At 64.7% G+C, this 18,989-nt stretch carries 17 protein-coding genes; 10 read left to right on the top strand and 7 right to left on the bottom strand.

The genetic code is table 11. From position 1 onward, the window contains the following. Positions 1–94 precede the first annotated feature (94 nt). Positions 95–1,264, top strand: coding sequence for a Gfo/Idh/MocA family protein (locus XH92_RS42245; protein WP_194457307.1), 1,170 nt, complete (start codon positions 95–97; stop codon positions 1,262–1,264). Positions 1,265–1,451: 187 nt separating this feature from the next. On the opposite strand, the gene XH92_RS42240 is transcribed toward XH92_RS42245, so the two are convergent. From XH92_RS42240 to XH92_RS42225, 4 genes are all read right to left on the bottom strand, one after another. Beyond that, entirely contained in the window at positions 1,452–2,762 is a 1,311-nt protein-coding gene (locus XH92_RS42240) for an ABC transporter substrate-binding protein (RefSeq protein WP_194457306.1), read from the bottom strand. A 293-nt stretch (positions 2,763–3,055) separates the two neighbouring features. After that, positions 3,056–4,612, bottom strand: coding sequence for an MDR family MFS transporter (locus XH92_RS42235; RefSeq protein ID WP_194457305.1), 1,557 nt, complete (start codon positions 4,610–4,612; stop codon positions 3,056–3,058). A 195-nt stretch (positions 4,613–4,807) separates the two neighbouring features. Then, entirely contained in the window at positions 4,808–5,980 is a 1,173-nt protein-coding gene (locus XH92_RS42230; RefSeq protein WP_194457304.1) for an HlyD family secretion protein, read from the bottom strand. Beyond that, entirely contained in the window at positions 5,973–6,452 is a 480-nt protein-coding gene (locus XH92_RS42225; protein WP_246788139.1) for a MarR family winged helix-turn-helix transcriptional regulator, read from the bottom strand. Before XH92_RS42225 ends, XH92_RS42230 begins: the two co-directional genes overlap by 8 nt. A 177-nt stretch (positions 6,453–6,629) precedes the next feature. On the opposite strand from XH92_RS42225, the gene XH92_RS42220 reads away from it, so the two are divergent. From XH92_RS42220 to XH92_RS42210, 3 genes are all read left to right on the top strand, one after another. After that, positions 6,630–7,118, top strand: coding sequence for a Fur family transcriptional regulator (locus XH92_RS42220; protein WP_026191999.1), 489 nt, complete (start codon positions 6,630–6,632; stop codon positions 7,116–7,118). A gap of 234 nt (positions 7,119–7,352) precedes the next feature. Then, the gene (locus XH92_RS42215; protein WP_194457302.1) at positions 7,353–8,309 is read left to right on the top strand and encodes a DMT family transporter; all 957 of its coding nucleotides are present in this window, start codon (positions 7,353–7,355) and stop codon (positions 8,307–8,309) included. A gap of 138 nt (positions 8,310–8,447) precedes the next feature. Then, on the top strand, positions 8,448–8,636 hold the full coding sequence (locus XH92_RS42210) for a hypothetical protein (protein WP_194457301.1): 189 nt from the start codon (positions 8,448–8,450) through the stop codon (positions 8,634–8,636). A gap of 209 nt (positions 8,637–8,845) precedes the next feature. Here XH92_RS42210 and XH92_RS42205 read toward each other — a convergent pair whose 3' ends face one another. Beyond that, positions 8,846–9,721, bottom strand: coding sequence for a sulfurtransferase (locus XH92_RS42205; protein WP_194457300.1), 876 nt, complete (start codon positions 9,719–9,721; stop codon positions 8,846–8,848). A gap of 261 nt (positions 9,722–9,982) precedes the next feature. On the opposite strand from XH92_RS42205, the gene ispG reads away from it, so the two are divergent. The 6 genes from ispG to XH92_RS42175 all read left to right on the top strand — a co-directional run bounded on the left by ispG (position 9,983) and on the right by XH92_RS42175 (position 16,805). Beyond that, positions 9,983–11,272, top strand: coding sequence for a flavodoxin-dependent (E)-4-hydroxy-3-methylbut-2-enyl-diphosphate synthase (gene ispG, locus XH92_RS42200; protein WP_194457299.1), 1,290 nt, complete (start codon positions 9,983–9,985; stop codon positions 11,270–11,272). A gap of 321 nt (positions 11,273–11,593) precedes the next feature. Continuing rightward, entirely contained in the window at positions 11,594–12,487 is an 894-nt protein-coding gene (locus tag XH92_RS42195; protein ID WP_194457298.1) for a TauD/TfdA family dioxygenase, read from the top strand. A gap of 488 nt (positions 12,488–12,975) precedes the next feature. Next, positions 12,976–14,022, top strand: coding sequence for a TAXI family TRAP transporter solute-binding subunit (locus XH92_RS42190; protein WP_194457297.1), 1,047 nt, complete (start codon positions 12,976–12,978; stop codon positions 14,020–14,022). Further along, a complete protein-coding gene (locus XH92_RS42185; protein ID WP_194457296.1) occupies positions 14,019–14,642 on the top strand; it encodes a hypothetical protein in 624 nt (207 codons plus the stop codon). Before XH92_RS42190 ends, XH92_RS42185 begins: the two co-directional genes overlap by 4 nt. Next, entirely contained in the window at positions 14,639–15,280 is a 642-nt protein-coding gene (locus tag XH92_RS42180) for a hypothetical protein (RefSeq protein WP_371817907.1), read from the top strand. The genes XH92_RS42185 and XH92_RS42180 overlap by 4 nt, the downstream gene beginning before the upstream one ends. Positions 15,281–15,464: 184 nt before the next feature. Then, on the top strand, positions 15,465–16,805 hold the full coding sequence (locus XH92_RS42175; protein WP_194457295.1) for a Rieske 2Fe-2S domain-containing protein: 1,341 nt from the start codon (positions 15,465–15,467) through the stop codon (positions 16,803–16,805). Positions 16,806–16,858: 53 nt separating this feature from the next. Here XH92_RS42175 and XH92_RS42170 read toward each other — a convergent pair whose 3' ends face one another. Further along, on the bottom strand, positions 16,859–18,466 hold the full coding sequence (locus tag XH92_RS42170) for a Na+/H+ antiporter (RefSeq protein ID WP_194457294.1): 1,608 nt from the start codon (positions 18,464–18,466) through the stop codon (positions 16,859–16,861). A gap of 109 nt (positions 18,467–18,575) precedes the next feature. Further along, entirely contained in the window at positions 18,576–18,950 is a 375-nt protein-coding gene (locus XH92_RS42165) for a nuclear transport factor 2 family protein (protein ID WP_173640076.1), read from the bottom strand. Between the last annotated feature and the right edge of the window lie 39 nt (positions 18,951–18,989).

The following is an 18,989-nucleotide window of genomic DNA, read 5'->3' as shown; positions in this document are numbered from 1 at the left end:
GGCAGCAGGCGATTTTCTGCCGCCGGATGCATCGACCGGCCGTACCGCTCCGCTATGATGGGTGCCTGTCCCCGCGACTTCAGAGGCATCCTTCATGACGAGAATCAGGATCGGTCTGGCCGGTTGCGGCTTCGTGTCGGAGCTGCATATGGTCGCCTATCGCCGGGTCTATGGTGTCGATGTCGAGGTGAGGGCGGTCGCCGCGCGCGGCGATCATGTCAATGACTTCGCCCGCAAGCACGGAATCCCGAACGCCTATCGCAGCTTCGCCGAGCTGGTCGCCGACGCTGATATCGACGTTATCGACATCTGCACGCCGCCCAACCTGCATGCCACGATGATCGTGGAGGCGATGCAGGCCGGCAAGCACGTGATCTGCGAGAAGCCGTTCAGCGGCTATTTCGGGCAGCCCGGCGACAAGGCGCCGATCGGCCGGCATGTCCCGAAGGCGGTGATGTACCAGCGCGTGATGCAGGAGATGGAAGCGACCCGCGCCGCGATCGAGCGCAGCGGCAAACTCTTTATGTATGCCGAGGACTGGATCTACGCGCCCGCGGTGACCAAGACCGCGGAGATCATCCGCGCCACCGGCGACAAGATCCTGTTCATGAAGGGCGAGGAGAGCCATTCCGGCTCGCATGCCGCGCACGCCGCGGAGTGGGCGATGACCGGCGGCGGCTCACTGATCCGGATGGGATGTCACCCGCTATCGGCCGTACTCTATCTCAAGCAGGTCGAGGCCAAGACCCGCGGCGAGACCGTCACGGTCGCGAGCGTTACCTGCGACGTCGGCAACGTCACGGCCGATCTCAAGCCCGAGGAGCGCCTCTACATCAAGGCCAATCCGGTCGATGTCGAGGATTGGGGCACGCTGACCGCGACCTTCTCCGACGGCACCAAGGCCACGGTGTTCTCCGGCGACATGATCATGGGCGGCGTCCGCAATCTGATCGAGACCTACACGAGCGGCGGCTCGCTGTTCGCCAACATCACGCCGAACACGCATCTCGTGAGTTACCAGACATCAGAGGAGAAGCTCGCCTCCGTCTACATCACCGAGAAGGTCGATCGCAAAACCGGCTGGCAATATGTCTGCCTCGAGGAGGAATGGACCCGCGGCTACCTGCAGGAGATCCAGGATTTCATGGAGTGCGTCGCAACCGGCCGCGCGCCGCTCGCCGGCCTCGCACTGGCTTACGAGACGACGAAGGTGAATTACGCCGGCTATTGGGCCGCGGACGAGGGGCGGCGGGTGGTGTTGTAAAGCGCAGCAACGGAATTCCCTTCGTTTTACTCACCCATGCCAGACCCGTCACCCTGAGGAGCCGCAAAGCGGCGTCTCGAAGGGTCGACGGCCACCAGCGGGGCCGTGCATCCTTCGAGACGCGGCCAAGAGGCCGCTCCTCAGGACGACGGGACTGAGCTCCCAGCATGCTGCAAGGGGCGGAAATCTACGCCCCGTACACCGAGCCCTTCGGCAGCGGGAAGACCGGGTCCTGCGTTCGGATGTTGGTCGGCCACACCACGGTGACGCGCTCGCCGGCGTTCTGCATCACGACCGGGGTCGAACGCTCGTTCTGGCCGGACATCGGCGTTCCCGGTGGATAGAACTTCACGCCATAGCCCTGGATGGTACCGCCCGGCGGGATGTCGACGTCGAGCGCAGCCTTGCGGATCGCCTCGGGATCGAAGCCGCCATATTTCTCCTTGGCGACCGGCAGCACATTGTTGAGCAGGACCCAGGTCTGGTTGAAGCCCATCGAGCAGTGCGGCGGCACTTCGGTGGCGCTGGTCTTCTCGCGGTAGCGCGCGACCATTGTCTTGGTGAGGTCGCCGACGCCAGGCGCCAGCTTGGCGGGATCGAGCAGCTGCGCCGGCACCGGGTCGATGTTGCAGAAATTGTCGATGTCGGCACCGAACGTCGTGCGCAGCTTGTCGAGCTGGCTGTAGCCGGCGCCGGCGCCGAACAGCATCTTGAATTTCAGCCCGCTCTCGCGCGCCTGGCGCAGGAACAGGGTGATGTCGGGATTGTAGCCGGCATGCGAGATGATGTCGGCCTTGGCGCGCTTCAGCTTGGTCACCAGCACCGAGAGATCGGGCGCCGAGGCCGAATAGCCCTCCTTGAGCACGACCTGCAGCCCGGCCTCCTTGGCGAAGGTCTCATCGGCGGCGGCAACGCCGACGCCATAGGGACCGTCCTCATGGATCAGCGCGACCTTGACGTCCTTCGGCTCCATGCCGAGCCTCGTCTTGGCGTGCTCGGCGAGGAAGCCGCCGAAGGCCTGGCCGTACTGATCGGAATGAATCTGCGCGCGGAACACGTATTGCAGGTTCTTGTCCTTGAACACGGCGGTCGAGACCGCGGTGGTGATCCAGAGGATCCGCTTCTGCTGCTCGACCTTGGCGGCGAGCGGCACCGCGTGCGAGCTCGCGAACACGCCGTTGAGGATGTCGACCTTCTCCTGGTCGATCAGGCGATTGGCCTCGTTGATCGCGACATCGGGCTTGCTCTGGGAATCGACGTTGACCGGCGCGATCTTGTACTTGCCACCGACGCCGCCCTTCTCGTTGACGAGATCGATCGCGATCTGCGTGCCGATCGAGGAGGCGACCGAGCCGCCGGCGGCAAACGGTCCGGTCAGGTCGTAGATCACGCCGATCCGGACCGTTTCGGCTTGCGCCTGCGCGCGTGTCCAATCGAAGCTGAAAGCAGCGGCGGCAGCCGCTGAGGTCTTCAGCAGCGTCCTGCGTGAAGTCGGCATCGCGTCCTCCCCTGAAACCGTCAGTTGTGCGACGGGTATTTCTTGCTTTTCGCGGAGTATTGGGAGGAGGTCCCGGAAAGTCAACGCGATTGCGGCTGCGGCGTCTTGCGCTTTCGGAGGGGTGGCCGCATCAAAGACTGTCGTCGCCCGGCTTGACCGGGCGATCCAGTATTCCAGAGAGGCTGCAGTGCTTGAGCCGATAAGCCGCGGCGTACTGGATCGCCCGGTCAAGCCGGGCGACGACATCAATGGCGCGGTTAGCGAGTGCGATCGAGGCGCAGGGACGCGAAAACCTACTCCATCACCGCGGCATGGTCCGACGGCGCCGACTGCGCGCGCAGCGCGGCCTTGGTCGAGCCGATCATCAGTGCGAGCGGGATCGAGACCACGATGAACAGCATTACCAGCTGGTAGTCGTGCGAGAACGCGATGATCTGCGACTGCGCCGCCACCATCTTGTCGGCCATCGCGCGGCCGGCATCGGTATTGAGGTTGATCATGCCCGACACGTCGGGCATCTGCAGCGCGTGGTTGAACGGATTGATCTGCTCCGACAGCTTTGCGTAGATCCGCCGCCCGCCTTCGGTGAGCTGCGCGATCACGATCGAGATGCCGACCGAGCTTGCGACGTTGCGGAACAGCGTCAGCATCGAGGTGCCGTCGGTACGCAGCTGGCCCGGCAGCGTCAGGAACGCCACCGTCGACAGCGGCACGAACACGAGGCCGAAGCCGAAGCCCTGGATCACGCTGACGACGATGATCTCGGTCGCCTGCGTCATGTCGGTCCAGCCGGTCATCCGGAACAGCGATGCCGCAGTCAGCGCTAGGCCCGAGACGATCAGCGTGCGCGCTTCGATGTAGCGCATCATGCGGCCGACCAGCATCATCGCGACGAAGGTGCCGGCGCCGCGGGTCGCCAGCAACAGGCCGGCGGTGATGATCGGATAGCCGACCACGTTCTGCAGATAGGGCGATGACAGTGCCATGGTCGAATACAGCACGAGGCCCATCACCGTCATGAACACGACACCGCCGAGGAAATTCCGGTCCTTGAAGATCGCGAACTGGATGAACGGCTTGTCGGTGGTCAGCGAATGGGCGAAGAAGAAATAGGTGCCGACCGCCGCGACGATGAATTCGATCATGATCTCGTTGGATTCCAGCCAGCCGAGCTGCTCGCCGCGGTCGAGCGCGAGCTGCAGCGAACCGATCGCGACGGCGAGCGCGCCGAAGCCGAACCAGTCGAAGCGGAGGTTGAGGTCCTGCTTGGTCTCGTCCATGAACACCGCAAGGCCGAGCACGGTGATGGCGCCGAACGGCAGGTTGACGAAGAACACCCAGTGCCAGGAATAGGTCTCGGTCAGCCACGCTCCCAATGACGGGCCCATGATCGGGCCCATCATCACGCCCATGCCCCAGATCGACATCGCCTTGGCGCGCTCATGCAGCGCGTAGGAGTCGAGCATCACCGCCTGCGACAGCGGCACCAGCGCCGCGCCGAACACGCCCTGCAGCAGGCGGAACAGCACCATCTGGTTGATGTCCTGCGCGAGGCCGCACAGCACCGAGGCGATGGTGAAGCCGGCCGAGCAAATGATGAAGATGCGCTTGCGGCCGTAGCGGTTGGCGATCCAGCCCACCGGCGCCGTCATGATCGCGGCGGCGACGATGTAGGAGGTCAGCACCCAGTTGATCTGGTCCTGCGAGGCCGACAGCGAGCCCTGCATATAGGGCAGCGCGACGTTGGCGATCGTGGTGTCGAGCGCCTGCATGATCGTCGCGGTCATCGCGCAGATCGTCACCATGTTCCGGCGCATGCCGGGGACGGCGGATGGTGACGGTGCGTTCATCGAGTGTCAGTCCGGTTCGTCGATGCAGCGGGAATCACCTCTCCCCATCGGGGAGAGGTCGCGCCGAAGGCGCGGGTGAGGGGGACCAGGTCCCACGAGAGAGCGTAACCCCTCACCCGGATTGCATCTGGCGATGCAATCCGACCTCTCCCACAAGGGGAGAGGTGACGCGCGGAGCTGCGATCTCGCCTCATCTCACTCGTGATCCGGGTGCGCCGCGGCTGAGCGCAGCCCGAGCAGGCCGGCCAGCGTGCGGCGGTGGTTGGTGTCGATCGTCGCGTAGACGCTCATGCCGGCCTTCAGCTTCTTCACGAACGGATCGTTCTCGTCGAAGTAGATCCGCACCGGCACGCGCTGCACCACCTTGACGAAGTTGCCAGTGGCGTTCTGCGGCGGCAGGATCGCGAACTGCGCGCCGGTGCCCGGCGACAGCGAGCCGATCTTGCCCTTGAACTGATGGTTCGGGAACGCGTCGACGTCGAGCTCGACCGGCTGGCCGACCGCGACATAGGTGAAATCGCTTTCCTTCGGATTGGCGTCGACCCAGGGATGGTCGACATCGATCACCGAGAACACCGGCGCGCCCGCGGTGACGAAGCGGCCGAGCTGGATCTGGTCGACCTGGGTCGCCACGCCGTCCATCGGGGCGCGCAGCACGGTGTGATCGAGATTGCGCTGGGCGTCGTCGAGCTTGGCCTTGGCCTGGGCGTAGGCCGGGAATTGCTCGATCGGCAGATCGACATCGCCGAGCAGCTGCGTCTTGTCCTTCGATATCTGCTGCTTGATGTATTGCGCCAGGCTCTCGGCGGTCACCTGCGCGTTGGCCGCATTGTCGAGGTCGAGCTGCGAGCCGAAGTTCTGCTTGGCAAGGGTCGATTTGCGCTCGACGTCGCGCTTCTTCAATTCGATGCTCTGCTGGGCGAAGTCCAGCATCCTGGTGTTGATCTTGATGTTGTCGACCAACGTGTCATAGGTGGTCCTGGTCTGGTCGAGCGCGGCCTTGGCCTGCGCGACCGCGAGGCGGAACGGCACCGGGTCGATCTCGAACAGCTCGTCGCCCTTCTTGACGTGCTGGCCTTCCTTCACGACGATCTTGTCGATCTTGCCGGAGATCTCCGGCGTGATCAGCACCTTCTGCGCGCCGACATAGGCGTCGTCGGTGCCGACATAGCGGCCGCCATTGAGATAGAACACGCCGCCGACGATGACAGCCACGATCGGCAGCACGACCAGCAGCAGCACCCGGCGATAGCGCCGCAGGCCCGCCATCAGGCGACGGCGCGGCGCGCGGCTGGCCTTGCCCGACGGCGCTGATACGCCCGGATTGCTCTTCTGCTCGGGGGCCAGCTTGAGGACCGGTTCAGCCATAGCGCTGTTCCTTTCGGGAGGGCTCGCCGGCTGGGCTTTGGATGGCATTGCGAACGTTTTCCTTGATCGATTCCAATTGAGTGAGCAGGCGATGCGCGTCCGCGGGGCTGATGCCCTCGAGCGCGGTCGCGGTGAGTTCGGAGCGCAGGCCGGCCAGCTTCCCGAGCAGCGGGCGCGCGGCCTTCTTCAGATAGAGACGGTTGACGCGGCGGTCGTTCTCGTCGCTGCGGCGCTCGATCCAGCCATTGTCGCAGAGCTTGTCGATCAGCCGCGTCAGCGTGATCGGCTGCACCTCGAGCAGTTCGGCGAGCTCGGTCTGCTTCAGGCCTTCCTGGCGTTCCACCTTCGACAGCACGGCCCATTGCGCGCGGGTGATGCCGTAGCGCGCGGCCTCCTTGTCGGCGTAGACGCGGATCAGCCGGAACAATTCGCCCAGCGTAAACATGAAGTTCGCGTCCACGGAACCGCGCATCGATCCTGCCTCCATAAGCTTGGGATATAATAAGCTTGCTTATGAATTTTGCATTAAGGGGTTAACGGGAAGCTGCCCCGCATTGCAGACATGGCTGCAAGGCGACGAGGGGATGGGCTTCGGTTTGGGCCGGGCCGGGCTATGGGAACGGGCGCAAAAATGCTACATATCCGACTGATGAGCCTCGCCAAGCCGACATTTCCCGCCCCCGACCACGATCACGGCCGCTGCGCCGCGGACGCGATGGCGCATGCCGAGCAGGTCTGTGCGCGCCGCGGCCAGAAGTTCACCCCGATCCGGCGTCAGGTGCTGCAGGCGCTGCTGTCGAGCCATCGTCCGCTCGGCGCCTATGAGGTGATCGACGAACTGGCCAAGACGATGCCGCGGCCGGCACCGATTACCGTCTATCGCGCGCTCGACTTCCTGATGGAGAACGGCCTCGTCCATCGCATCGAGAGCCGCAATGCCTTCCTCGCCTGCGCGCACGATCATGACGAGACTTCGATGGTGGCGTTTTTGATCTGCGACCATTGCGGCTCGGTCGGCGAGATCCCCGCCGCCCCCGTCGCGCAAAGCCTGACTGCGGCGGCGCGGGCCTCCGGCTTCATCCCGAAGCTGTCCGTGGTCGAGATCGCCGGCACCTGCGCGCATTGCCAGAAGACGTGATGCGCGGATGGCTTTAGCTAATCGGCGTAGCTTTCGAGTCACCTCGCCCCGCTTGCGGGGAGAGGTCGAAATTCGCGGGAGCGAATTTCGGGTGAGGGGGGCTCTCCGCATGCTCGCCTCTACCGAATTTGCGGAGACAGCCCCTCACCCCAACCCTCTCCCCGCAAGAGCGGGGCGAGGGAGCCCAACCGGCAATTAACAACAACACGGCACCAAGCCGGCCCGCGAGGAAACATGTCGACCCAAGCGATCTCCGCCAGTGTCACGAGGCCCGTCAGCGTCGGCCACGGGCTGCCGCCCGGCGCCATCGCATTGATGCTGATGCTGTGCGTGAGCTGGGGCTTCAACCAGCTCGCGGTGAAGCTCGCGCTGCCCGACGTGCCGCCGATGCTTCAGGCGCTGATCCGCTCCTCCGGCGCGCTGCCGGTAATGCTGATCGTCGGACGCCTGCGCGGCGTCAAGTTCTTCGAGCGCGACGGCACGCTCGTCCCCGGCGTGATCGCCGGGCTGATGTTCGGCTGCGAGTTCGTGCTGATCTTCACCGGCCTCGTCTTCACCTCGGCGTCGCGTGCCTCGGTGTTTCTCTACACCGCGCCGTTCTTCGTCGCGCTCGGCTCGCACCAGTTCCTCGGCGAGCGGCTCTCGACCGTGCAGTGGAGCGGGCTGGCGCTGAGCTTTGCCGGCGTCGCGCTCGCGATCGGCGTGCCGCAGCCGAATGTCGATGCCAAGGTGTTGCTCGGCGATCTCATGGTGGTCGGCGGCGGCGCGCTGTGGGCGGCCACCACGCTGATCGCCAAGGGCACCAGCCTGCGCAAGGCCGCGCCGGAAAAGGCGCTCGGCTACCAGGTCGCGATCTCGATCCCGATCCTGGGGCTTGCCGCCTGGATCGCGGGCGAGCGCATCGAGCATGTGCCGAGCGCGCTGTCGATCTCGCTGCTCGCCTATCAGGCGGTCTGGGTGGTGGGTTGTACCTTCGTGATCTGGTTTGCGATGGTGAAGACCTATTCGGCGAGCAAGCTGTCGGCCTTTACCTTCGTCACGCCGCTGTTCGGCGTGGTTGCGGCCTATTTCATCATGCACGACACCCTGACGCCGGTGTTCGGCGTCGCCGCGCTGCTGGTGATCGCGGGACTTTATCTGGTCAACAAGCCCGACCCGAAGGTCACGCCGGATCCGAACGTGCCGGCGTGACGGCGCTGCAACGCGACACACATCGTCCGTGTCGGCTGGCGCAAGCTGTGGCCCCTTGCTCCCGTATTGATCTACGTCAAAACTGTTGCCCACATTCCGTGAACCCTCCCATGCGAGGGATGCCGTGGAGGCACACTGATGCCAATCGATGCCACCGATGCAATTGAAGCCGGAATTCGGTCCGCGTTCACCGCATACTCCAAAGAGGATGATCCGGACTGGCGCAGTGCGTGCTGGATCAAGCCGGATGAGTGCTCCCATTTGGCAAAGAGCATCTTGAAGGAATTGGCGGCCCGAGGCTTTGAGATCGTCAAGAAGCCGGCCTGATCGCGTGCTGCTTGGCGCCGCAATAGCGGTGCATCGTATCGTGCGAGAACCCGTCCTCAGCGTCGTCCTGGCGAAAGCCAGGACCCATTGCTCCCAATATCGGTTGTCGCGCGACGCTGGGGCCGCGTTCCCGCTCACAAGCAAATTCGGTGGTTATGGGTCCTGGCTTTCGCCAGGACGACTGAGGTGGAGGGATTGCTCCCCGTCCACTACCCCTTCTCGATCGGCAGCGACGCATCCTTCGCCCATTCGCCCATCGAGCCGTCATAGAGCGTGAGATTGTTGTAGCCGAGCCGATACAGCTGGAACAGGTCGATGGTTGCGGAAATGCCGCCGCCGCAATAGGCGACGACGCGCTTGTCTTTGGTGATGCCTTGCGCGGCGAAGGTTGCCTCGGCCTCGGCCAGCGGCAGGAAGGTCTTGGCCTTGGGATCGATCAGGGTTGCCGCCGGCACGCTGACGCTGCCGGGGATGCGGCCGGGCCTGCCGTAACGGCTCGGCTCGAGCCCCTTGTAGAATTGCGGGCCGAGCGCATTGACGATGACGGTGTCGCGCTCCGTGGTGGCGGCGAGCACGTCATGCTTGTCGACAAACAGGCCGTCCTTCGGCCGCGCCGAGAACGTCGCGGGCGGATAGCCGCCGGCCAGCCCGGTCTCGATGTCACGTCCCTCGGCGATCCACTTGTCGATGCCGCCGTCGAGCACCGCGGCGCCCTCGAAGCCGAGCGAATGCAGCATCCACCAGAACCGCGTCGCCCACATCGCGGTGCCGATCGAATAGAGCACCACGCGGCTATTCGCCGAGATGCCGTGGCGGCCGAAGGCGGCCTCGAGCTGGGCTGTCGGCGGCATCATGAAGCGGAGATCGGTATGGGCGTCGGAGAACTCGGCCTGCAAATCGAGGAAATTGGCGCCCGGAATGTGGCCGGCCTCGAAGGTCTGGCGGCCGGAGACGACGACATAGGGAATGTTACTGCCCGCAGGGGCCGGCTCCAGATAGGTCGTGCAGTCGAACAGGCGCAGGTCGGGGCGGGTCAGGATCTCGGCAAGTTCCGCCGTGGTGATCAGCTCGCTATGGCCGGCCATGTTCACGTCCTCCCGGTACTGCTTTAACAGGATGCTAAGATGCGCCAGATCACATGAAAAGCCGTCACTTTGCCCTTTGATTCACCCCAATTCGGCCCAATATAGCTGTCCATGCAGGACGCCGCTGCATGGCTTGCCTTTGGCCTCAATCGGCGCCATAAGCTGTTGAATTCACTCGGAAACATCACCGTTTGGCCCGCCGCGCGCGAGGCTCATCGCCCCCCTTGGTGAATGTCACCAAAACCTGATATTCGAGACGCCATGAACAAGCCCGAGATTTTGCCGCAAGACGACGTCGCCGGTCCCGCGCCGCGGCACCAAACCACGCAGGTCATGGTCGGTAACGTCGCCGTCGGCGGCGGCGCGCCGATCGTCGTGCAGTCGATGACCAACACCGACACCGCAGATGTCGATGGCACCATCGCCCAGGTCGCCGCGCTCTCCCGCGCCGGCTCCGAGATGGTGCGCATCACCGTCGACCGCGAGGAGGCCGCTGCCGCCGTGCCGCACATCCGTGACGGCCTGCGCAAGCGCGGCATCACCACGCCCCTGATCGGTGACTTCCATTACATCGGCCACAAGCTGCTCGCCGAGTATCCGGCCTGCGCCGAGGCGCTCGACAAGTACCGCATCAATCCCGGCAATGTCGGCTTCAAGAACAAGCGCGACACCCAGTTCGCCGATATCATCGAGATCGCCAACAAGAACGACAAGCCGGTGCGCATCGGCGCCAATTGGGGTTCGCTCGACCAGGAGCTGCTCACCAAGCTGATGGACGAGAACACGGCGTCGGACAATCCGCGCGATGCCCGTGCGGTGACGCGCGAGGCGATGGTGCAGTCGGCGCTGCTGTCGGCGGCCCGCGCCCAAGAGCTCGGCATGCCGAAGAACAGAATCATCCTGTCGGCGAAGGTTTCGGCCGTGCAGGACCTCATCGCGGTCTATCAGGAAGTCGTGCGCCGCTCGGATTACGCGATCCATCTCGGCCTCACCGAGGCGGGCATGGGCTCGAAGGGCATCGTCGCGTCCTCGGCCGCGCTCGGCATCCTGCTGCAGCAGGGCATCGGCGACACCATCCGCATCTCGCTGACGCCGGAGCCCGGCGGCGATCGCACGCTGGAAGTACAGGTCGCGCAGGAATTGTTGCAGACCATGGGCTTCCGCACCTTCGTGCCGCTGGTTGCGGCCTGCCCGGGTTGCGGCCGCACCACCTCGACCACGTTCCAGGAGCTGGCACGCTCGATCCAGGATTTCATCCGCGACGAGATGCCGGCCTGGAAGACGAAATATCCGGGCGTCGAGCAGCTCAACGTCGCCGTGATGGGCTGCATCGTCAACGGCCCCGGCGAATCCAAGCACGCCAATATCGGCATCTCGCTGCCCGGCACCGGCGAGGCGCCGGCCGCGCCTGTGTTCGTCGACGGCAAGAAGTTCCGCACCCTGCGCGGTCCCGGCATCGCCGCCGACTTCAAGGCGCTGGTGATCGACTATATCGACCAGAAGTACGGCGCTGGCGCCAAGGTGCCGGAGCCGGCGGGCGCCGCGGAGTAGTTTCACTTCGCGCGTACCCACACGCGCGTGACCCGCACTAAAATGTCGTCCCTGCCTAGTGCGCAATTGCGCACGGGAGGAGGGACCCATAACCACAGGCCGTGGTTATGGCGCGAGATGCGGGTTACCAACCTTCGCAAAACCCGATCCTGTGGTTATGAGTCCCGGATCTGCGCTCCGCTTCGCGGAGCCTGTCATCGGGCGGCGCTCCGCGCCGACCCGTTGGCTTGTCCGGGACGACGGTTATGCTTGCAGCGCGGATTGCGCTTCGCTCCATCCGGGCTACCATGCTCCCAATCAAGAACCATCGGGAGAACGCCCATGAGCTCGCTGTCCGGCAAGCAGGGTCCGCGCTACCGCCACCTCGCCGACCAATCCGAGCCCTATGAGACCATCGGCGTCGAGAAGCTGACGCCGATCATCGGCGCGGAAATCTCCGGCGTCGATATCGGCAAGCTGGTTGGCGACAATGCGCGTTCCAACCGCCAGATGGACGAGATCCATCGCGCGCTGGCCGAGAATCTCGTCATCTTCTTCCGCGACCAGCACATCAGCCCCGACCAGCACCTCGCCTTTGGCCGCAAGTTCGGCGAGCTGCACGTGCATCCGGCCGCGCCCAATGAGGGCGATCCGGCGCTGATGAAGATCTATGCCGACAAGGACAGCCCACGCGCCAATGGCGAGGGCTGGCACACCGACGTGTCCTGCGATCTCGAGCCGCCGATGGGCTCGATCCTCTATATCAAGCAGTGCCCGCCACGCGGCGGCGACACGCTGTTCGCCAACATGTATGCCGCCTATGAGGCGCTGTCGGACCGCATGAAGGCCTATCTCGACGGGCTGACCGCGCTGCATGACGGCGAGCAGACTTATCGCGGCCTGTACGCCAATTATGGCGTCGCCGACAAACGGGAATATCCCCGCGCTGAGCATCCGGTGGTCCGCACCCATCCGGTGACCGGGAAAAAGTCGCTCTACGTCAATCGCGGCTTCACCCGCTTCATCGTCGGCATCCCGCGCGACGAGAGCGACGCCATGCTGGCCTACCTCTACCAGCATGCGGAGAACCCGCTGTTCCAGTGCCGCTTCCGCTGGACCGAGAACGCGATCGCGTTCTGGGACAACCGCTGCGCCCAGCATCGCGCGATGTGGGACTATTGGCCCCACACCCGCTCCGGCACCCGCGTGACCGTCAAGGGCGAGCGGCCGGTGTGAGGACAGCGCTGGCCTGACGTCGCCGGCCGGCCACGGCCGAGCGCGACGTTCCAGCCTCGCCCACAAAGCTGCGCGTCGGCAGGGGTAATCCTTGCGGGTCATAGTATCCGCGAGCCGGTGAGCCCTATGATGCCGCATCAGGAATGGGCGATATCACCATGCGGCAGGTGATACTGGACGCGCGAATTGCCGGCTCACGCGTCAAATCGGATCAGGTGCGGCTCCCTGCGTGGACGATGCATTCCGCGGCTCGCCTACGGTTTGCGGCAACATTTGTGGTGATGTGTCTCGCGGGTTTGCCGGGTTCCGACGGCAGAGCGTACGCGCAGTCCAATGGCATCGCCGGCAATTCCCAGCGACCCGCACAAGCCAAGACGAGCCCTGGGGGCGAGTCCGCTCCAGCCAAGGAACAGCCGCAAAGTGCGGATGTGCGGTCGTTGCAGCAGGGACGAACGCGCTGATGTGATGTCGTGCAAAGGAGCTGGCCGATGAAAAGGTCCATTGGATTGCGCCCGCTGTTCCTGCTTGCGGCCCTGGTGTCGTTGCTCCCGGCGTTGCATTCGTTCCCGGCGGATGCACAGCCGCAACATGGTCCGCCTCGCAAGGCTCATCTGATCCGCCCTGCACCGCCCCAACCCAGGCCTGAGGCTCTGGCCATGAATGCCTGGACCGTGGGCCTCGCCGGCGGTCTTCTCGAAGGCGCGCCGATCCGCCTGGCCGCGGAGATGGCCCGCGTGGTCGATGACGGCGACAATCTGCACGTTCTGCCTGTCGTGACGCGGGGGCCCGTGGAGAATCTGAACTCGCTGCTGTATCTGCGCGGCATCGACGCGGCGATCATCAATTCCGACGCGCTGGAGGAATACAAGAGCCAGGTGCCGGACATCCAGCGACGGATCACCTACGTCCTGAACCTGTTTCCGTCCGAGCTGCATATCTTCGTCCGGCCGGAGATTCAGAGTCTGGCCGACCTCGCCGGCAGGAAGGTGAATTTCAACAGCCAGGGTACCGCCGCGGCCTATTCGGGTCCGCTGATCTTCAGCCGCCTCGGCATCGAGATCGAGAAGACGTTCATTCCGCACCAGGTCGCGCTCGAGCAGATGCGGAAAGGCGAGATGGCGGCCGTCGTCTTCATTACATCGAAGCCGGTCGATGCCTTTGTGAAAGGCAAGTTCGAGGCGGGCTTCAAGTTCCTGCCGGTCCCGTATGACAGCAAGTTCGAGGACTATTATCTGCCGGCAGCTCTCGATGCAGCCGATTACCCAAATCTGATCAAGCAGGGTGATCGCGTCGCCACGATCGCCGTGCCGACCGCTCTCGTCGCCTTCAACTGGCCGGCCAACACCAACCGGTTTGAGCGTGTTGCGCGTTTCGTCGATCATCTGTTCTCGCGTATCGACAAGCTGCAGGGACCCGGCTTCGACCCGAAGTGGAAATCGATCAACCTCGGCGCGACCGTGCCGGGACTCGCGCGCTTTCCTGCGGCGCAGGCGTGGCTCGACCGTCAGTCGGCGACGGCACGGGCATCGCGATGACCAGGATCGCCGCCCCGCTTCTTGCGGCAATCGCCGTCGTCAACGGCGTTGCCCTGGCGCAGGGGGTGGAAGATCCCATGGCGCAGCTGCGCGCCTGCTCGGAGCTGCAACGTGAAGCGCGTCTGGAGTGCCTCGACAGGCTGTCGCACGCCGCCGCACCGACCCGCCGCGAAGTGTCGAAGGCGAATAACTGGACGATCAGCGAGACGACCTCTCCCGTCGACTATTCACCGATCGCCACCGCGACGACGTCCGATTCGGTCGATTCGTCCATGAAGCTGTCGATCCGGTGTCGCGGCGGGCGGACCGAATTGTCCTTCACCGGGCCCGCTATCTCGGGCCGCGGCGACGGCTATGCGATCTCCTATCGGATCAACGACGGCCAGCCGGTGCAGGTTGCGGCAACCGTGCCGGCGGCTGGTTCCGGCGTCGCCGTCGCTGGCGATGCGGTTCGCTTGCTGCAAGCGCTTCCCGATAACGCGGTCCTCGCTGTCCACCTCTCGCGCGGTGCCGGGGCTGCCCAGGACGCAACCTTCTCGCTCGCGGGGTTGGACAGGATGCGCGCGAGGATGGCCGCGGTCTGCAAATGGCCGCTCGCTGTCGCAAGGCCCGGCAATTGAAAAGTGTGTTCGCCGATTTTTCGAGATGGAGATCCCTAATGTGCAATCTTGAGTCTGTTGCGAAATTTGTTGCGATGGCTGCCATCGCTATGCTGGCTTCCACGCCGTTGGCGGTGGCCGAGCAAGGTGGAAAATACTGGGTACCGGGCGAGCAGTCCGCAACTCACCGGGCCAGCGACGTACAGAAATCGGAAAAGCCGCGAGCCATGGCCGAAACGCGCAAGCGTTCCGCATATGCGCGCATGCACGATCCGGCGGCGCCGAAAGGGAAGGAGCATCGTCTGATCCTCCAGGTGAACAGCAATGATCCTGCCGCCATGAATCTCACGCTCAACAACGCAACGAACGTGGCCGAGTATTACAAGGGCGTTGGCGAGAAGGTGAAGATCGAGGTGGTCACGTTCGGCCCGGGCCTGCACATGCTCCGCGAGGATACCTCGCCGGTGAAGGCCCGCATCGAGGAAATGGCCCTCAGTTCGCCCGAGGTATCGTTCAAGGCCTGCGGCAACACCCAGGAGAAGATGCAGAAGGCCGAGAACAAGTCGATCCCGATCATCAAGCAGGCGGAAGTCGTGAAGTCCGGCGTCGTACGCGTGATGGAACTGCAGGAGAAGGGATGGGCCTACGTGAAGCCGTAGGCTGGAGGGCGGCCAGCCTGCCATCAATCCCTTGCGCGGGTGTGGACCGGCGGGCGCGGAAATGAGCGCGCATCCATCCGCTCGCGGGACAGGGCTGTCGGCCGCGCGCAGCCAATCGCATTGACGTCGCGTATCCGCTACGCCAAGCTCCGGGAAAATCAAAAACAACTCCCGGGGAAACGCCATGCTCCGCGCCGAAGACAACAAATTCCTCACCGAATCGGGTGCCGGAACGGGAATGGGCGAATTGCTGCGCCGGTTCTGGATTCCGGTGCTGCTGTCGGAAGAGCTGCCGGAACCCGACAGCGACCCGAAGAAGATCGTGGTCATGGGCGAGGAGCTGCTAGCTTTCCGCGACTCGAGGGGCGTGGTTGGTGTCATCGATCAATACTGCCCGCACCGCGGCGCCAATCTCTGGCTCGGCCGCAACGAGGAATGCGGCATCCGCTGCGTCTATCATGGCTGGAAGTTCGACACCGACGGCCGCTGCGTCGACATGCCGACGTCGTATCCGGACCTGAATGCAAAAGACCTGATCCGCATCAAGTCCTACCCGGTGCGCGAATGGGGCGAGATGATCTGGGCCTATATGGGCCCCGCCGAGGTGATGCCGGAATTGCCGGCGCTGGAGATGGCGCTGCTGCCGGCCTCGCATCGCTTCGTCACCAAGAAGTGGCAGGACTGCAATTGGGTGCAGGCGGTGGAGGGCTCGATCGACACCGCGCATTTCACCTTCGCGCATCTCTCCTTCGAGAAGGAGGAGAACGAGATCCTCGACATCAAGAAGCATTTCGTCAACCCGCTGACCCGGGTCGCGACCGATCACATGCGCTGGATCGCCGAGGATCCGCGCCCCGTCATCAAGATCAATCCGCATGAGGCGGGGCTCACCGTCGCGGGCGGGCGGCTCACCGGCAGCGACAACATCTACTGGCGCATCGCACAGTTCCTGATGCCGTTCCACAGCTACGCGCCGAGCTCGATGCCGGGCGAGAACATGTTCGGCCAGACCTTCGTGCCGGTGACCGACACCAATTGCTGGATCTACACCTATGCCTGGAATCCGCATCGGCCGCTGACCGATGCCGAGCGGGAGGGCTACGCCAACGGCAACGGCGTGATGGCGGTGGTCGACGAGAACTACGTGCCGCTGCGCAACAAGGCCAACGACTATCTGATCGACCGCAAGCTACAGCGGACCAAGAGCTACACCGGGATCAAGGGCGTCTCCGAGCAGGACGCCGCGGTGCAGGACAGCCAGGGCCCGATCGCCGACCGCACCCGCGAGCATCTCGGCCCGACCGATCTCGGCATCATGCATTTCCGCAAGCTGGTGATGGAGGCGGCCCGCGCGCTGCAAAGCGGCGAGGCGCCGCCGCACGCCAGGCACCAGGATCGCTACACCGTGCGCTCCGGCGCCTGCGTCACCAGCAAGACCAAGGATCTCACCGCCGTGATGATCGAGCGGTTCGGCGATCCCACGGGCTTCGTCGGCGGTCCCGGCCAGAACGCCGCGGCGGAGTGATTACCCGCCGTCGTCCCGGCCTTCGCCGGGACGACGTGTGGAGATATCCCGCGCTACAACGGAATCCTCCGATACTCGCGGTTGGAGAGGCTCGCCTCCTCCAGATCCAGGTCGCGCTCGATGCGCCGCCTCGTCTCGTCGGTGATCTTGCCGTCGCGCAGCAGCATGTGGATGAACTTGCGTTCGGAGGAGATCAGCTCCCGCGTCAGCGCAGTGCCGGTGGCGGAGACGTCGTGCCTGTCGGGATCGAGCGTGTCGGGCAGCTGGTTGATGCGGATCTCGTGACGCGAGCGCAGCAGCTTGATGACCTCGTCGGAGAGCTCGCGGTCGTCGGTGATGGCATCGAGCGATTTCAGCGCCGCGTTCAGCGCCTCGCGCCGCGCCTCGATTTCCTGCTCGTGCTCGGCGATGTGCTCGCTGCGTCCGTCCCGGGCGAGGCCGAGCCAGCGCACGACCGGCGGCAGCCCGAGACCGAGCCCGACCAGCGTCACGAAGATCACACCGAAGGCGACGAACAGGATCAGGTCGCGGTACGGGAAGGCGTCGCCGCTCGGGAGCGTCAGCGGCAGCGCCAGCGCCGCGGCGAGCGAGACCGCGCCGCGCACGCCGGTGAAAGCGACCACGAACACTGCCCGCCATGACGGCAGCGGATCGCGCTCGCGCACGCGGGCGCTGATCAAGCGCGGCAGATAGGTGCCGGGAAACACCCAGAGGAAACGCGCGACGATCACGATGACGGCGACCAGCACGGTGGCGGTCAGGATGTCGTGCAGCGGGAACGACTTCGACTTCTCGTACAACGAGCGCATCTGGAAGCCGGTCAGGAGGAACAGCAGGCCCTCGATCAGATAGATGACCAAATCCCAGAAGAAGATGCCCTGCAGGCGCGTTGCGGCCGAGATCAGCAGCGGCCCGTTCCAGCTCATATAGAGGCCGCAGGCGACGGTCGAGATCACGCCGCTGCCGCCGAAATGCTCGGGGATCCAGTAGGCGAGATAGGGCGTGATCAGCGACAGGGTGATCTCGACCTGCGGATCCCTGGCGCGGCGGCGGGCGCGCAGGCTGAGCCAGCCGACCGCGGTGCCGAACGCGATCTCGCCGGCCACGATGACGAAGAACGTGCCGGTCGCCTTCGGCAGCGAGAACAGCCCGGTGGTGATGGCGGCGAGCGCGAAGCGGTAGAGGATCAGCGCGGTCGCGTCATTGGCGAGCCCTTCACCTTCGAGCACCACCAGAATGCGGCGGGGCATGCCGAGCTTGCGCGCGATCGCCAGCGGCGCGACCACGTCCGGCGGCGCGACGATCGCCCCGAGCAGGAAGCCGATGCTCCAGGGCAGCCCGATCAGGTAGTGGGTCGCGGCCGCGACCATGAAGGCGGTGAAGATCACGCAGCCGACCGAGAGCAGGATGATCGGCCGCAGATTGGCCTTGAACTCGCGCCAGCTCATCGCGACGCTCGCCGAATAGATCAGCGGCGGCAGCACCACCAGCAGCACGAGCTCGGGCGGTAGTTCCAGCGACGGCATACCCGGCACGAAGGCGAGCACGATGCCGACCAGCAGCAGCAGGATCGCCGGCGCAATATCGGTCCGCCGCGCAACCAGGGCGGTTCCCGCCAGCACGCCGAGCAAAGTAAGAAAGATCTGAAATTTGGCTTCCATAATGGGCTCAATTCGCCCGGAAACCCCCGCCAGTCAATGCGGTCCGGCCGGAGCCGGACCGCCGGGGCGTTGTCACAAAGCCGTCGCAGGGATGCGGCGGGCTGCCCGGTCAGTCCCGCACGTCGTAGCGGTACGACTTCGAGACGATCTGCCAGCCGTCGGCGAGCTTCATCGCCACCAGATAGTCGGTGAAATAGCGCGGCGGCAGCTGGCAGCGCACCTTGATGAAGGCGGTGTTGTCGTCGGAGCGGTCGATAGTGACGATGAAGTCCTCCCGCGGCTTGCCCTCGGCCTTCGCCGACGGCCGCTTGCGCACCAAAGCGAGCCAGTCCGGCACGCTGAGGACCTTCAGTTCGCCCTTGTCCACCCAGCGCAGGTCGGCACTGGGATGAAAGGCGGTCGCGAGCTTGTCGGCATTGCTCTCGTAGAGGCCGTCGAAATAGGTCTGCACGACGCTTTCGACGCTGGATCGTTCCTGACTCATTGGTTAGTCCTCCCGGCAGGATTTGAACTACTAGAGCGT

Origin of the sequence: Bradyrhizobium sp. CCBAU 53421, from assembly GCF_015291625.1 — a bacterium.
Lineage (GTDB): Bacteria > Pseudomonadota > Alphaproteobacteria > Rhizobiales > Xanthobacteraceae > Bradyrhizobium.
Note: the sequence above shows the minus strand (reverse complement) of the source record. Positions and strands in the feature narration are given on the sequence as shown.

Bases quoted from the DNA above. Each gene is read 5' to 3' on its own strand.
- XH92_RS42245 (WP_194457307.1), top strand. From the start codon at position 95: ATGACGAGAATCAGGATCGGTCTGGCCGGTTGCGGCTTCGTGTCGGAG.
- XH92_RS42240 (WP_194457306.1), bottom strand. From the start codon at position 2,762: ATGCCGACTTCACGCAGGACGCTGCTGAAGACCTCAGCGGCTGCCGCC.
- XH92_RS42235 (WP_194457305.1), bottom strand. From the start codon at position 4,612: ATGAACGCACCGTCACCATCCGCCGTCCCCGGCATGCGCCGGAACATG.
- XH92_RS42230 (WP_194457304.1), bottom strand. From the start codon at position 5,980: ATGGCTGAACCGGTCCTCAAGCTGGCCCCCGAGCAGAAGAGCAATCCG.
- XH92_RS42225 (WP_246788139.1), bottom strand. From the start codon at position 6,452: ATGCGCGGTTCCGTGGACGCGAACTTCATGTTTACGCTGGGCGAATTG.
- XH92_RS42220 (WP_026191999.1), top strand. From the start codon at position 6,630: ATGAGCCTCGCCAAGCCGACATTTCCCGCCCCCGACCACGATCACGGC.
- XH92_RS42215 (WP_194457302.1), top strand. From the start codon at position 7,353: ATGTCGACCCAAGCGATCTCCGCCAGTGTCACGAGGCCCGTCAGCGTC.
- XH92_RS42210 (WP_194457301.1), top strand. From the start codon at position 8,448: ATGCCAATCGATGCCACCGATGCAATTGAAGCCGGAATTCGGTCCGCG.
- XH92_RS42205 (WP_194457300.1), bottom strand. From the start codon at position 9,721: ATGGCCGGCCATAGCGAGCTGATCACCACGGCGGAACTTGCCGAGATC.
- ispG (WP_194457299.1), top strand. From the start codon at position 9,983: ATGAACAAGCCCGAGATTTTGCCGCAAGACGACGTCGCCGGTCCCGCG.
- XH92_RS42195 (WP_194457298.1), top strand. From the start codon at position 11,594: ATGAGCTCGCTGTCCGGCAAGCAGGGTCCGCGCTACCGCCACCTCGCC.
- XH92_RS42190 (WP_194457297.1), top strand. From the start codon at position 12,976: ATGAAAAGGTCCATTGGATTGCGCCCGCTGTTCCTGCTTGCGGCCCTG.
- XH92_RS42185 (WP_194457296.1), top strand. From the start codon at position 14,019: ATGACCAGGATCGCCGCCCCGCTTCTTGCGGCAATCGCCGTCGTCAAC.
- XH92_RS42175 (WP_194457295.1), top strand. From the start codon at position 15,465: ATGCTCCGCGCCGAAGACAACAAATTCCTCACCGAATCGGGTGCCGGA.
- XH92_RS42170 (WP_194457294.1), bottom strand. From the start codon at position 18,466: ATGGAAGCCAAATTTCAGATCTTTCTTACTTTGCTCGGCGTGCTGGCG.
- XH92_RS42165 (WP_173640076.1), bottom strand. From the start codon at position 18,950: ATGAGTCAGGAACGATCCAGCGTCGAAAGCGTCGTGCAGACCTATTTC.